A 13,984-nucleotide genomic window follows, 5' to 3' on the forward strand; every position below is an offset into this window, starting at 1 on the left:
CTACGCGACCTCGTGACGCGCGACCTTTGCGGCCGACACCATGTTAGCCAGCGCCGCCTCGGTTTCCGGCCAGGCGCGGGTCTTCAGGCCGCAGTCCGGGTTCACCCACAACCGATCCGCCGGCAGCTTGCCCGCCGCCGCCGTCAGCAGGGCCGACATCTCATCAACCGAAGGCACGCGCGGCGAGTGGATGTCATAGACGCCGGGCCCGATCTCGGCCGGATAGCGATAGTCGGAGAAGGCGTCGAGCAACTCCATCTTCGAGCGCGAGGTCTCGATGGAGATGACATCGGCGTCCATGGCCCCGATGGACTGGATGATGTCGTTGAACTCCGAGTAGCACATGTGGGTGTGGATCTGGGTTTCGTCCCGAACACCCGAGGCCGTGATGCGGAAGCTCTCCACCGCCCACTCCAGATACGCCGCCCAGTCGGCGCGACGCAGCGGCAGGCCTTCGCGCAGGGCCGCCTCGTCGATCTGGATCACGGCGGCGCCGGCCGTCTCCAGATCCGTCACCTCGTCGCGGATGGCGAAGGCGATCTGGCGGCAGGTGGTGCTGCGCGGTTGGTCGTCACGCACGAAGGACCAGTTCAGGATCGTCACCGGGCCGGTCAACATCCCCTTCATCGGCCGCTCGGTCAGGCCTTGGGCGTAACGCCACCATTCGACCGTCATCGGCCTGGGCCTCGAGACGTCGCCGAAGATGATCGGCGGGCGGACGCAGCGCGAGCCATAGGATTGCACCCAGGCCGCCTTGGTGAAGACGAAGCCCGACAGTTGCTCGCCGAAATACTGGACCATGTCGTTGCGCTCGAACTCGCCGTGGACCAGCACGTCCAGCCCTAGATCCTCCTGCCATTTCACCGTCCGCGCCGTTTCCTCGCGCAGGAACTGGGCATAGGCCGCATCGTCGATGACGCCCTTGCCGTGGTCGGCCCGCGCCTTGCGGACTTCGACCGTCTGCGGGAACGACCCAATGGTTGTGGTCGGATAGGCCGGCAGGTTCAGACGCCGCTGCTGAACCTGCCGGCGGATCTCGAAGCTGGAGGTCCGGCTCGCCAGGGCGGGGTCGGAGTCGGCCGCTCGAGCCTGCACCTTAGGATCATTGATGCGGAGCGAGGTGCGGCGCGAGGCGACGGAGGCGGTCGAGGCGTCCAGCGCCGTCTTCACCGCAGCGCGTCCTTCATTCAGCGCTCGCGCCAGGATCGCCAGCTCAGCCACCTTCTGCACGGCGAAGGCCAGCCAGTCCTTGATCTCCGGATCAAGCACGGTCTCTCGATCCAGATCGATGGGCGTGTGCAACAGAGAGCAGGAGGGGGCGATCACCACCTTGCGTCCTGCGGCGACCAGCGGTTCGACCTTGTCGAGCACGGCGTTCAGATCGGCCTTCCAGATGTTGCGGCCGTCGATGACGCCCAGTGACAGGACCTGGTCGGCTCGCGCCGCCGATGCGACCTGCGCCAACTGCTCCGGCGCGCGGATCAGGTCGATGTGAAGGCCGTGAACCGGCAGTCGCAGCGCCGTGTCCAGATTGTCGCCCAGCGCCCCGAAATAGGTCGTCAGCATCAGTTTGATCGGCGGCGTCACATCCGTCAGCACGCGGTAGGCGTGGTCATAGGCGGCCTTCGCCTCGTCGCTGAGATCCGTGACCAGGCAGGGTTCGTCCATCTGGACCCAGGTGGCGCCGGCGCGGGCCAATGAGCGCAGCACCTCGGCATAGACCGGCAGCAGGCGCGGCAGCAGGCTCAGCACGTCGAACGCGTCGCCCCGTGTCTTGCCCAGCAGCAGATAGCTGACCGGGCCCAGCAGCACCGGCCGGGTCTCGACCCCCTGGGCCTTCGCCTCCAGATACTCGTCCAGCGCCTTGGTCGAGCCCAGGCGGAACAGCTGGTCAGCCGTGAACTCGGGCGCGAGGTAATGGTAGTTGGTGTCGAACCATTTGGTCATCTCCATCGCCGGCGTCCCTTCGCCGCTTGCATGGACATGGCCGTGTGCGCAGACCTCGTCATCGCCGCGCGAGCCGCGGGCCATGGCGAAATAGGTGGCCAGATCGACCCGGTCCTCGCCCCAGCCGTAGGCGGCCGGCACGGCGCCGACCATCGCCGTCAGGTCCAGCACTTGATCATAAAGAGAGAAGTCGTTCGACGGCACGATGTCGGCACCCAAGGCACGTTGGCGCGCCCAGGTCTGGCCGCGCAGGTCGGCGGCGGTGGACAGCAGAGCCTCTGCGTCGGTCTTTCCGGCCCAATAGGCCTCTAGCGCAGCCTTCAGCTCTCTCTTGGGGCCGATGCGGGGAAAGCCGAGGGTGGCGACCTGGACGGTGTGGCGGGTCATGACGTTCGAAACCTGTGTTGTGGCCAGGTTTCGGACAGGGTCGCGCGGACGCCGACGCGGACGTGGAGGTCCGGCGGCGCGCATGCGGCCTGACCGGGCACCCCGCCGGAGGACGTTATCTGTCGGGGCAGGTCTCCTGGCTCACGGGTCGACGCCTCGGGTCCGGCCTTCCCGGCGCGAACGCCAGTGACACGAGATGGACCCACGACTCGCCGCTTACAGTTGCGGGGGCAGCGCCGGTTTCACACCGGCTTCCCTCTTAGCTCCACGCACCGAAAGACACGGGGAGACCACGACGCCTCAGAATGGTCTCACAATCGCTCGGCCGTCAAGACATATAAGGATATGCTTATGTGATTATACGATTGACCGATCTTAACCGTTTGCCCTGAGATTTGCTCACCCCTGACACATTGCAGCCACAAGGCGTGGCGGATGGGCCACATGGCAGTTTCAAGACACTTATATAACGGCGATTTAATGCTCAGCTTGGTCCGCGCCTGATAGCAGCCGCCCTCCCCGGACCCCCATCCGGGTCGAGACTGCTAAGGACAAAAGAAAATGAAGACGATCCTCCTCGCCACGGCCGCCGCCGCCCTGTTCGCCGCCCCGGCCTTCGCCCAAGACGCCATCGGCTCGGTCGGCGTGACCTACTCCAACCCTTCGATCGAAGTCGCAGGCAATGACGTCGACGCCGACGTCTGGACCGTGGACGGCACGGTCGCCTTGCCGGCCGCCGACTGGACCGTGACCCTGAACGGCGCCATCGACTACACCAAGGCCTTCGGTGAAGAAGACGTCACCGGCGTCGCCGCCGCTCACCTGACCAAGATGTGGACCTCCGACGTCCGCGCCGGCGCCTTCGTCGCCGCCAACGACATCGGTTCGGGCAACGATCCCGTCTGGACCGTGGGCGCCGAAGCCCAGAAGTACCTGTCGAACGCGACCCTGACCGGCCTGGTCGCCTACACCACGGCTGACGACGTCGACGCGGACATCTGGACCGTCGGCGGCGACGCCGCCTTCTACGTCATGCCGAACCTGCGCCTGAACGCGGGCGTCAGCTACAACAACGTCGACTTCGACGGCGGCGACGTGGACGCCTGGACCTACGGCGTGGGCGCAGAGTACGAAATCGAGAACACCCCGTTCTCGGTCGGCGCCGCCTACACCCGCGCCGACGTCGATTCCATCGACGTCGACACCTGGTCGCTCGGCCTGCGCTACAGCTTCGGCGGCGGTCTGCAAGCGCGTGACCGCGCCGGCGCCGGCCTGGGCGTCTCGTCGATCACGAGCGTTCTGGGCGCCTTCTAAGCCCTTCAGGTTTTCCTGAAAGCAGAGGCCCCGGCGGAGCGATCCGCCGGGGCTTTTTCTTTGCTGTAGAAACGAAAAAGGCCCCCGGGGTTCCACAAACCGGGGGCCTTTCCTCTCGCGGCGGAGAGCCGGGTCTTAGCGCCCGATATGAACCGTTCCGGATCCGACGATGGAACGGGATACTGCGCCGGTCGCGGCGGCGACGCGGACATCGCCGGATCCCGCGATGGCGACGCTGAGGTCTCGGGTGGTGCCACCGAAACGGACGTCGCCGGATCCGCCGATAGCTACGGACAGCTTGTCCATTCGGCCCTGTCGGATGTTGACGCCTCCGGAACCGCCGATGGAGACGTCGCCACGACCGTTGGCGCTGGCGACTTCGACGCTGCCGGAACCGCCTACGGCTGTCTCAAGATTTCCGGTCGCGCCTGCCGAGATCGAGCCCGATCCACCGACGTTGGCTTCCAGCGACCTGGATGTGCCGGCGCGAACCGACCCTGACCCGCCGACGCTCAGTTCGAGCGGACCGTCCACATTGGCGACAGTCCAGGTCCCGCATCCGCCGCTGTCGAGTTCAACGGAGCGCGCGCCGCGACCCACGGCGCCGAAGACGGCGCCGCCGGCGCTGACGTCCACATTCCGCGGGGTCCGCACCACGATCAGAGGCGCATCCTCCAGACGGATGCGACCCAGATCCCGCACCTCGACCGTGGCGCCCTGACCGGGCTGGGCGGCATCGGCGCGACCGGAGTTGCAGTTGCGTATGCCGTCGCTTCGCCCCCAGAGGCCGTTGCGGCGAAGCCCGCCGTCGATCTCGACGTCGCGGCCGTTGCGGCGCACCTGGATGGCGGGCAGGCGCGAACGCCCCTGCGTCACCTCGACGCCGATGTCCTGACGATCCTCGACGATGACGATCACGCGCGCCACGGCGTTGCGGATCTCGACCTCGCCGGCGGAGGCGGGCGCGGCGGCCGCCAATCCGAGAAATGCGGAGACTCCGGCGGCGGCGATCAATGCGGTCTTCATGTGCGGCCTTCCCTTTCCCGATTACGAGAGGAAGGTGCGCGCCCGGCCGCCACGAGTCATTTTAACTCGAGGTCATGAACTCGAATTAACAGGGCCGTCCAGCGCGCCCGCGCCGTCCGCGACGCCGAGCCGAGGTTCGAAATCGCGTTCGAACCTCGCGATCCGGCTTTTCATCGCGCCAGCCCGCTTCAGCGCCAGGGACGCCGCCCAGCGGGCCGCCAGTTCCGGGTTGGTCATGCGGTCAGTGAAGCGCGGCCGCCCGCCCAGGCTGCGGAGCACCGCATTGGTGAACAGGGCCCCGTTGCGGAAGCGCGAAGGCCAGGTCTGGAAGTCCATCGACAGGCTGACGCAGAACCGGTCGAGGTTCTCGACCCGGTGCGGGGCGTACAGCGGCCAGGTCAGGGCGCAGCCCGGCTCAAGATCCATCACCTGAGCGTCGTTCTCGAACGCCAGCCTATAGGGCAGTTCCTCGGTCGTCTGACGCGCCACGACCTGTTCCATATTGCGCTCGGGCAGATGCCCCTCGTCGCCCGGATAGACGAACAGCCGCTTGCGACCGCGCAGATGGAACAGCACCACGCCGGCGGCGTCGAAATGATAGGGCACCCGCGCCTTGGGTGACGACAGGATCAACTGGCCCGCATTGCGGACGGCGCGCATACCGGGATAGGTCGCCTGGATCGCGCGGAAATCCTTCATCGCGGCCCGCCACAGCTCGGGCCAGCCGGTCTCGACGCCGCGCAGATTCACCCACAGACGGCCTTGCTTGATCGCCTCCAGCAATTTCTCGCCCGACAGACCGCCGCGCGTACCGGTCCGCAAGGACACCTGGCCCGCGTCGTCGTAGTCGTACAGGTTGATGTCGAACAGTTCGGCCGGGTAGCGATCCAGCACGGCGGCCAGAGCCGCATCCTCAGCGAAGCCCTGATCGACCAGGCTGTGCGGATGGATCTGGGCCTCCGCGACGGGACCGGGATAGCGGGTGCGGCGGTCGCTCATGTTCAATCCTAGACGTGAGCGACGCGCGCCGGCGTCCTCTTGCGGGCGGCGGCCTTGTGAACGGCCGAGCGAACGGCGACGGCCGCGCCGCGCAGACGCCCGACCGACGAGGCCTCGCAGGCTTCGATGGTGGACCATCGGCGGCGCAGCGACGCGCGCAAGGCCTCGCCGCGCGTCCCGGTCCGATCCAGCACGCCGACGGCCGCGTCGCCCAGAACCTGGGCGAGGCCCGGCCGCATCACCACCGCCTCGCGCACCGTCTGACGGGCGTTGACGAAATACTTCTTGTAGCTCTCGCCTTCGAAACCGAAGTCGAACACGCGGAATCCGTCGGCCGCCGCCAGCCGCATCGTGTCCATGCTCAGCAAAATCCCCGGCGAGCAGCGCGACAGGCTGGGCTCGTAGACCGGGAACCAGAAATGATGGTGACCACCGGCGTGAAGAGAGAACTCGACCGCCACCAGTTTTTCGCCCGCATACATGGCCGCCATCGACGCGCCGAAATCAGGCGCCGGCGTCTCCATCAGGGCGTGGAGCAGATCGCGGGTCCAGCCACAGGCGAAGATGTCGTGCAGCCCCGAGCGGCGGTACTGCGCCGCCTTCAGGTCGATCAAATGATCCAGCAGGGCCGGATCCCGCAGGCCGTGTTCGACTCGCACCGGACCCAGTTCGTTCTCCAGGCTGCGCCGCGCCCGCTCCTTGTCCTTGAAGTATTTGCCGAAGGTCGAGCGGCGCTCGGCGTACCAAGCGTCGAAGCCCGAGTCCGGCATCACGACCTGCACAGTCTCGCGCGCCTGCCCCGTCTCGCCGGCGCCGATCCAGCCCGGCACGTTCAGCCGGCGCGCCTTGAGCAGATGCGCCACCTCTTCCAGGGTGATGATCTCGTCCTCGGCGGCGATCACGCCGTGATAGTCGTTCATCGGCGCGCCCAACGGCTGCACCGATCCGCCGCGCTTCTGGAACGGAAAGAACCCGACAATCCGCCCACCGCGCCGAAACACCGCCACGGCGGCGCCGGGACAGACGCGCGCGGCGATATCCGTATAGTCCCACCGGAAATAGGGGCTTTGCAGCGACGGATTGGTCGTCGTCCAGTCGCGCCACAGAGCGATCGCGGCGGCGTCCGTCGCCTCCGCCTTGATGATCTCGACCTGTAGCGTTTCGGGCATGCGCATCCTCATAGAGCCCTGTCGAGCAAGGCCCGGTCCAGACGCGATCCTGCACCCTGTCCCGTTGCGGTACGGTTCATCGGAATGGTGAACGGTCGTTAGGTCGGGTTCGCGGGAGCCCCGACGCTTCGGGCGCGTTGCCTGATGGCGGAGACCTGATCCGCCTGGAGAAACGCCCATGACCGACGCCCGGCCCGACGATCGCAAGGTCGAAAACGAAAACCTGCGCCCCGACCGGGACGGCGAGCCGCCGCGCCCCGCTACCGAGCCCAAGGGGTCGGAAGGCTCCAGCAACTCTGGCGAAACCGCCACCGACCCTGCGACCGGCGAAGAGAACTGAGGTTCCACTCGCCCTCGCCTGCCCTTGTCGCTACCGAAAGCTGCTGAATGAACCACCGCTTCGCCTACCTATTGCCCAGCTTGCTAATCTTGAGCCTGGCCGCCTGTTCGCCACCCGCCGAAGACGGAGCGTCAGCTCCGGCTGCGGAGACGCGCAATGAAGGCACGCTTTCGCGCGACGCCATCGAAAACGGCGCCTATTCGCCGCCCGCGCCCGATGCTCCCCCGACGACAACGCAAAACCCCGCTCAGCCGGACCCGGCCCTGATCCGGGCCCAGGTACTGTTGGAACGGGCGCGCTTTTCGCCCGGCGCCATCGACGGTCTGGCGGGCTCCAACATGCGCCAGGCGATCGCCGCCTTTCAGGAGGCCCAGAGCCTGCCCGCCAGCGGCCAGCTTGACGCCGATATCATGGGCCGCTTGCGGGCGGCCGGCGTCGGCGCCGTGACAACGACCTATACGATCACCCAACAGGATCTGGCCGGCCCCTATCTGGGCGCGGTTCCGACAGAGCTGAAGGCGCAAGGCCTGGCCCCCTTCATGGGCTACGCCAATGTCGTGGAGGCTTTGGCGGAACGCTTCCATGTCACAGAGAATCTGCTGCGGGCCATGAACCCCGGCGCCGACTTCAACCGGGTCGGTCAGTCCCTGGTGGTTCCGGCGATCAACACCACGCCCCTGCCCGCCGAAGTGGATCATATCGACGTCGACAAGGCCGAAGGCTCGGTCAGGGCCTTCGCCGCCGACGGCACGCTGATCGCCTATTTCCCGGCCACCATCGGCAGCGGCGACAATCCCACCCCGACCGGCACGGTCAAGGTGAACGGCGTCGCCCGCAATCCCGACTACACCTATGACCCGTCAAAGCTCAGCTATGGCGACGTGGACCACAAGGTCGTGGTCAAGCCGGGGCCCAACAATCCGGTCGGCGTGGTCTGGATCGACCTGAACAAGCCCAGCTATGGCATTCACGGCACGCCCGACCCGCATCTGGTCGGCAAGACCGCCTCGCACGGCTGCGTGCGCCTGACCAACTGGGACGCCTGGACCCTGGCCGACAAGGTCAAGCCGGGCGTCACGGTGCGGTTCATCTGACTATTGGACGGCGCCGAACGGGGTGCCGTCCCAGAAGTCGCAGTGGTGGCGGTCGAAAAAGTCGGCGTCCAGCCGGTCGCCGTCGGGGCTGAACACCCGGACCGGTCCGGAGACCTCAACGCGAGGCCAGTCCGGGCCAAAGTCCCTCTGACCGAAGCCGGCCCACAGGCTCTGCATCCGCTCGGACAGGGCCTTCTGCTCCGGGGTGAGCCGCTTCACGTCGGCGAACACCCAACTGGTCCCGAACACATAGGCCAGTTCGCTGGCGTGATAGGCGCCCAGATCGAGCCCCACGATCCAGTCCGGCAGGACGAAGGGCGCGCCACGATCCGCGAATTCATAGCCCCAGACCGGAACATAGCGGGACAGCTGGCGGCGCAGGGCCTGTGACGGACAGGCGAACCTCTGGTCGGTGAAGTTCGTAGCGATGGCGTAGGCCGGGCCGTCAGGACCGACCGGATAGCGATCCAGCACGCGCGGACCGACGTCGCCGTACATCCAGATCGTCTCCTTTTGGTAGCGATCCATGTCCTTGACCTCATTGGCGAACAGCCGCCCTTCGTCCAGGTTGGTGCCGACGATGACGGGGACGCGGGTGAACCGGCCCTCATGGATCGCCAGCGCAGGATTTTCAGGTACGGTCGCGTCGGTATGGACCGGTCCCCACGACCCCGGCCCGTTGATCCCCGCCCTCAACGACGGCGCGCGCGACAAGCGCCAGGCCGGCAGTGCCTTGAGGCACGAGACCTGATCCGACCCGCTGCAGCCCAGGCGTTCTGCAAACAGGGGGCCCGTCGCCGCCGCATCCTGCGCACTGACCAGGGATGACGGCTCCAGGCAGCCGCTGCTTTGCAGGATGACGCGCTGGTACAGGCCTTCGGACCCAGGCGACGCCATCAAATAACAGGCCGACCAGGCCCCTGCGCTCTCGGCGAAAAGGGTCACATTGGCCGGGTCGCCGCCGAAGGCCGCGATGTTCCCATGCACCCACTGCAAGGCCGCCTGCTGATCCATCAGGCCGAAATTTCCGCCGAAGCCCTCGCCCTGCGGCTCGAACTGCGGGTGGGCCAGCCAGCCCAGGGCGCCGAGCCGATAGTTGAGGGTTACGACCACCCGGCCCTGTTCGGCCGCCAGTTTCGACGGATCGTAGTTGGCCCCCGATCCGATGGTGAAGGCGCCGCCGGGGATATAGACCATCACCGGTCGCGGCTGGGCCGTCGTTCCGGCTGGGGCGTAGATGTTCAGGTAGAGGCAGTTCTCGGACCCGACGACCAGCCCGCCGCCCCCGCCCAGAATGGCCTGGCGGCCGATGGCCTGGGTGCAGTCCGATCCAAGCCGCGTCGCATCGCGCACGCCCTCCCACGGCCGGACAGGCTGAGGCGCCCGCCACCGCAGATCCCCCACTGGAGCCTGAGCGAACGGCACGCCCAGGAAGGCGCGCACGCCCGCGCCTTCAATCCCCCGCACGGTTCCAGCCTCCGTCTTCGCCAGAACCCGTTCAGCGCCCGGCGCGAACCGGACATGATCAACCTTGCCCGGATGGGTGGCGCAGGCCGCCAGCAGCAGGGACGCGAACAGCAGCGAGAGAAGACGCATCGAAAACCTTGGCCGTGGCGAGACGGGCTTAACGCGGGCGAAGCCTGAGCGTTTCGTTCACGCCTAACGGCCGCGACATCAAGGCCAGAGACGTTCGCGCGTCCAGGCGTCTCCGTCGCGCGTGAAGCGCAGCCGGTCGTGCAGACGGAAAGGGCGGTCGCGCCAGAACTCGACGCTTTGCGGGACAACTCGCCAGCCGGTCCAGTGTTCGGGCCGAGGCACCTCGCCGCCTTCGAACCGGGCCGTTTCGCGCGCCACTGCGATTTCAAGGGTCTCGCGGGCGTCGAGGGGGCGGGACTGGTCCGAGGCCCAAGCCCCGATCCGGCTTTCGCGGGCCCGGCTGGAGAAATAGGCGTCGGCCTCCTCCGCAGTGACGGGCTCGACCCGTCCCCGCACTCGCACCTGACGACGCAGCGACTTCCAGTGGAAGGTCAGGGCGGCGACCGGACGCTGGGCCAGTTCCACGCCCTTGTCGCTCTGGCTGTTGGAATAGAAGGTGAAGCCCCGATCATCGACGTCCTTGAGCAGAACGATCCGCGCGTCGGGCAGGCCGTCACCATCGACCGTAGACAGGGTCATAGCGTTGGAATCGTTGACTTCGTTCGCCCTGGCCTCAGCTAGCCATTCGACGAACAGGCCGACGGGCTCGGATAGTTGGAAGATGGTTTCGTCGCCATTGGCGGCCAGGGCGGCGGCATAGTCGCGCGCGTACTCTTCGCGCGAAGGGCTGGGCGGGATCACGAGGGCGGTCATGGCGGTTCTCTAACCCGAGCAGGCGCGTGATGAAATGATCGGGATCAAAACAGCCAAGATCGAATCGCGGTTAACCGCGCATTGACCCTATCGCGCGAACGGTAGGGGAATGAGCGCTATCCGCCCCACATCCGATGTCGCCGCCATTCGGGAGGCCCTCGCCACCCTGGGCCTGCACGGCGCGGCCGACGCCGAGGCGTTGAAGACCGCCTTCCGCGCGGCGGTGAAGGAGGCGCGCCCGGACCAGCCCAGCGGGGACGCGGAACGGTTCCGACGCGTCATCGCCGCCTATCGCCTGATCCAAGCGCACGCGCCGTCGCGGCCAAGCTTGACGCCGCCGGGCGAGACAGCCGCCCCTGCGCCGGTCCTGGTTTTAAGCCCCATGCAAGCGGTCGCCGGGGCCAAACTGGACCTGAGGCTGGGTGAGCGCACAATAAGGGTTGCGGCGCCCGCCGGCCTTCGGACGGGCGAGCATCTGCGACTAAGGGGGGGCGGGACGGATGGCGCAGACCTCTATCTGGCCGTTCTTATCAGACCCCAGGACGGAATCTCCGTCCTGGGCGACGACCTGTTCATGAGCTGGCCAACCTCGTCGCGGCTGCTTCAGGAAGGCGGCCGGGTGGAAGTCGAGACCCATGCAGGCCCGCGATCCGCCTGGATCACCCCGGAGATGACCGCCCCTGCGCGGGTGAGATTCAAAGGCCTGGGATTGCCGGCAAGAGGCTCTCGCGCGCAGGGCCATCTGTTTGTCACTTTAACGCCGTCGTCAGAGGCGCCCTCGCCGGCCGAAGACCTGCTGGTGCGGTTCACTCGCGCCTGGGCGCCGGAGCGTCTGGCGGCCTGACGCCCCTTCACTTCGCCTGGTTTACCGCGCAGACACTGGACCTCGTCGCCGTCCTCGACCATTACGTCGGCCATGTCGCACAACACCTTCGGCCATCTGTTTCGCGTGACCACCTGGGGCGAGAGCCACGGGCCGGCTATCGGCTGCATCGTGGACGGCTGCCCGCCGATGATCCCGCTGACCGAGGCTGATCTTCAGCCTTGGCTGGACCAGAGAAAGCCCGGCGGATCGCGCTTCGTGACCCAAAGGCGTGAAAGCGATACGGCGCAGATCCTGTCCGGCGTATTCGACGACGGCGACGGTCCAGTCACGACCGGCACGCCCATCTCCATCCTGATCCAGAACGAGGATCAGAGGTCGAAAGACTATGGCGAGATCGCGCGCGCCTATCGCCCGGGCCACGCCGACTTCACCTATCAGACCAAATACGGGGTGCGCGACCCGCGCGGCGGCGGGCGCTCGTCGGCGCGAGAGACGGCCAGCCGGGTGGCGGCGGGCGCCGTAGCGCGCAAGGTGCTGGGCGACGGCGTGATCATCCGCGCCGGCGTCGTGCAGATCGGTCCGCACCGGATCACGCCGGAAGCCATCGATTTCAACGCCGTGCACAACAATGCCCTGTTCGCCGCCTCCAGCGATGTTGTGGCGGAATGGGAGGCCTATCTGGACGAAGTCCGCAAGGCCGGCTCGTCCATCGGCGCCGTGGTCGCCCTGGAGGTCACTGGCGTGCCCGCCGGCTGGGGCGCGCCCCTCTATGGCAAGCTGGACTCCGAACTGGCTTCCGCGCTGATGTCGATCAACGCCGCCAAGGGCGTGGAGATCGGCGCAGGGTTTAAAGCCGCCGAACTGTCGGGCGAGGACAACGCCGACCAGATGCGGCTGGACCTGAACAAGCAGCCGGTCTTTCTTTCCAATCATGCCGGCGGGGTTCTGGGCGGGATTTCCACGGGGCAACCGCTGACGGCGCGGGTGGCGTTCAAGCCCACGTCCTCGATCCTGACGCCGCGCCAGACCATCACCCGCGACGCCGAGGAAACTGATCTGCGGACCAAGGGCCGCCATGACCCGTGCGTGGCTCTTCGCGCCGTGCCGGTGGTCGAAGCTATGGCCGCCTGCGTCCTGGCCGACGCCTTCCTACGGCACCGCGCTCAGGTCGGATGACGGATATCCGCCCCATCCGCGGCGGCGAAGACGAGGCTGTCATCGCCCTGTGGACCGCAAGCGATCTGACCCGTCCGTGGAACGACCCGGTTGCTGACCTGAATCTGGCGAAGGATGGCGCAACCTCCACCCTGCTGGTCGCGGCGGATGAGGTGGGGATCAGCGGCACGGTCATGGTCGGCTTCGACGGCCATCGCGGCTGGATCTATTATCTGGCGGTAGATCCTGACCGGCGCCGCAGCGGCCTGGGCCGCGACCTGATGACGGCGGCGCAAGACTGGTTGAAGAAAAGGGGCGCCCCCAAGCTTCAGCTGATGGTCCGCTCCGATAACGAGGCGGCGCTAGGCTTCTATCACCGGCTTGGTTTGGAGCGGCAGGATGTGATTGTACTGGGCCGGAGGCTGGACGGCTGACAGCTACCGCCCCCCGCTCTGTCCTTCGCCTTCTCGTCCTGCCGCATCAGCGCCATCAGGCCGGTTAGACCCGTCGTCATCACGATCATCGCCGACTCCTGCAACTGCGAACCGTTTGCAGATTTGCGCGGATCGGGGCGGCGTGCAAGACAGGTTCGTCGGTGGCGCCGCACTCTAGGAGATCAACCGTGCGTGAAGACGGAAAGCTGGACTACCTCGAATTGCCCGCCGCAGACCTGCCCGCCACCAAGGAATTCTACAGCCAAGCCTTTGGCTGGACCTTTATCGACTACGGCCCGACCTACGCCGCCTTCGACCAGGGCCTGAACGGAGGTTTCGACGCCGATGAGGCCGATCGGACAAAGACGCCTCTGCCCGTTCTCTACGCGAACCACTTGGAGGCCATGCAGGCCAAGGTCGAGGCGGCGGGCGGCGTGATCCTGAAGCCGATCTACGCCTTCCCAGGTGGACGCCGCTTCCATTTCGCCGATCCGGCCGGCACCGAGATGGCGGTCTGGTCTACCGACTGATCGCCTAGCGCGCGTCGACCGACTGGGCGATCCGCTCGCCCAGGTCGCGATCGGCGCCTTCTGCGGCGGAGACCCAGACGTGGATTTCCTCTGGCGAGGACGGCCGCTTGAACAGATGCTCCAGCGCCAGGCGACGCCCGCCCTCGGTCACAACGATCGAGGCGCGCCCCCCCGCCTGAACGACCTGTCCATCGTAAACGGGAAACTGTGAAGCCGGGCCGGCATAGATCATGACCAAGGCCGTCTGCTCGCGACGGACGGCGTAGATTCGGGCGTCAGCGCCGGCACGCGACTGGGTCAGCACCGTTCCGGATGGAAGCTCCAGCGTAAAGGGCAAGGCCGCAATCGCTGCGGCGTCCAGGCCTTGCGGCGTCGTGGCCGGCGCAACAGGAGCCGGCTCCGCCGTAGCCGGGA

Annotated in this window: 14 protein-coding genes and 1 riboswitch; of the genes, 7 read left to right on the forward strand and 7 right to left on the reverse strand. The window is 67.0% G+C overall.

Annotated features, from left to right (window positions below; genetic code table 11):
• Complete coding sequence (metE, locus tag PKE72_RS07345) at window positions 1-2,334, reverse strand: 5-methyltetrahydropteroyltriglutamate--homocysteine S-methyltransferase (RefSeq protein ID WP_271164728.1); 2,334 nt, start codon at window positions 2,332-2,334, stop codon at window positions 1-3.
• A 109-nt stretch (window positions 2,335-2,443) separates the two neighbouring features.
• Window positions 2,444-2,644: riboswitch (cobalamin riboswitch) on the reverse strand.
• A gap of 251 nt (window positions 2,645-2,895) precedes the next feature.
• Here metE and PKE72_RS07350 point away from each other — a divergent pair.
• A complete protein-coding gene (locus PKE72_RS07350) occupies window positions 2,896-3,648 on the forward strand; it encodes a porin (RefSeq protein ID WP_271164729.1) in 753 nt (250 codons plus the stop codon).
• Window positions 3,649-3,783: 135 nt separating this feature from the next.
• Here the strand turns inward: PKE72_RS07350 and PKE72_RS07355 are convergent, their stop codons facing one another.
• The 3 genes from PKE72_RS07355 to PKE72_RS07365 form a co-directional block, all read right to left on the reverse strand.
• Window positions 3,784-4,674, reverse strand: a complete 891-nt coding sequence (locus PKE72_RS07355; RefSeq protein WP_271164730.1) for a head GIN domain-containing protein — start codon at window positions 4,672-4,674, stop codon at window positions 3,784-3,786.
• Between the two features lie 72 nt (window positions 4,675-4,746).
• Entirely contained in the window at window positions 4,747-5,673 is a 927-nt protein-coding gene (locus tag PKE72_RS07360; protein WP_271164731.1) for a transcriptional regulator, read from the reverse strand.
• A gap of 8 nt (window positions 5,674-5,681) precedes the next feature.
• Window positions 5,682-6,842 (reverse strand): GNAT family N-acetyltransferase, encoded by a 1,161-nt coding sequence (locus PKE72_RS07365; protein ID WP_271164732.1) that lies wholly within the window; start codon window positions 6,840-6,842, stop codon window positions 5,682-5,684.
• A gap of 178 nt (window positions 6,843-7,020) precedes the next feature.
• Between PKE72_RS07365 and PKE72_RS07370 the strand changes: the two genes are divergently transcribed.
• Together PKE72_RS07370 and PKE72_RS07375 are read left to right on the forward strand one after the other, a co-directional pair.
• Complete coding sequence (locus tag PKE72_RS07370; protein WP_267516076.1) at window positions 7,021-7,182, forward strand: hypothetical protein; 162 nt, start codon at window positions 7,021-7,023, stop codon at window positions 7,180-7,182.
• A gap of 47 nt (window positions 7,183-7,229) precedes the next feature.
• Complete coding sequence (locus tag PKE72_RS07375; protein WP_271164733.1) at window positions 7,230-8,276, forward strand: L,D-transpeptidase family protein; 1,047 nt, start codon at window positions 7,230-7,232, stop codon at window positions 8,274-8,276.
• Here the strand turns inward: PKE72_RS07375 and PKE72_RS07380 are convergent, their stop codons facing one another.
• Window positions 8,277-9,872: a carboxylesterase/lipase family protein gene (locus PKE72_RS07380; protein ID WP_271164734.1), complete on the reverse strand. Its 1,596-nt coding sequence runs from the start codon at window positions 9,870-9,872 to the stop codon at window positions 8,277-8,279. It lies immediately after the preceding gene.
• A gap of 78 nt (window positions 9,873-9,950) precedes the next feature.
• Entirely contained in the window at window positions 9,951-10,625 is a 675-nt protein-coding gene (gene pdxH / locus PKE72_RS07385) for a pyridoxamine 5'-phosphate oxidase (protein ID WP_271164735.1), read from the reverse strand.
• A 109-nt stretch (window positions 10,626-10,734) separates the two neighbouring features.
• On the opposite strand from pdxH, the gene PKE72_RS07390 reads away from it, so the two are divergent.
• The 4 genes from PKE72_RS07390 to PKE72_RS07405 all read left to right on the forward strand — a co-directional run bounded on the left by PKE72_RS07390 (window position 10,735) and on the right by PKE72_RS07405 (window position 13,570).
• Window positions 10,735-11,469 carry a J domain-containing protein gene (locus tag PKE72_RS07390; protein WP_271164736.1) on the forward strand — a complete coding sequence of 245 codons (735 nt, stop codon included), beginning with the start codon at window positions 10,735-10,737 and terminating at the stop codon, window positions 11,467-11,469.
• 72 nt (window positions 11,470-11,541) lie between these two features.
• Window positions 11,542-12,627 carry a chorismate synthase gene (aroC, locus tag PKE72_RS07395; RefSeq protein WP_271164737.1) on the forward strand — a complete coding sequence of 362 codons (1,086 nt, stop codon included), beginning with the start codon at window positions 11,542-11,544 and terminating at the stop codon, window positions 12,625-12,627.
• Window positions 12,624-13,040: a GNAT family acetyltransferase gene (locus PKE72_RS07400; protein WP_271164738.1), complete on the forward strand. Its 417-nt coding sequence runs from the start codon at window positions 12,624-12,626 to the stop codon at window positions 13,038-13,040. Before aroC ends, PKE72_RS07400 begins: the two co-directional genes overlap by 4 nt.
• Before the next feature lie 188 nt (window positions 13,041-13,228).
• Entirely contained in the window at window positions 13,229-13,570 is a 342-nt protein-coding gene (locus PKE72_RS07405; protein ID WP_271164739.1) for a VOC family protein, read from the forward strand.
• 4 nt (window positions 13,571-13,574) lie between these two features.
• Here the strand turns inward: PKE72_RS07405 and PKE72_RS07410 are convergent, their stop codons facing one another.
• Window positions 13,575-13,907 (reverse strand): hypothetical protein, encoded by a 333-nt coding sequence (locus tag PKE72_RS07410; protein WP_271164740.1) that lies wholly within the window; start codon window positions 13,905-13,907, stop codon window positions 13,575-13,577.
• Window positions 13,908-13,984 lie beyond the last annotated feature (77 nt).

It is taken from the genome of Brevundimonas intermedia, assembly GCF_027922165.1.
Classification (GTDB): Bacteria; Pseudomonadota; Alphaproteobacteria; order Caulobacterales; family Caulobacteraceae; genus Brevundimonas; species Brevundimonas intermedia.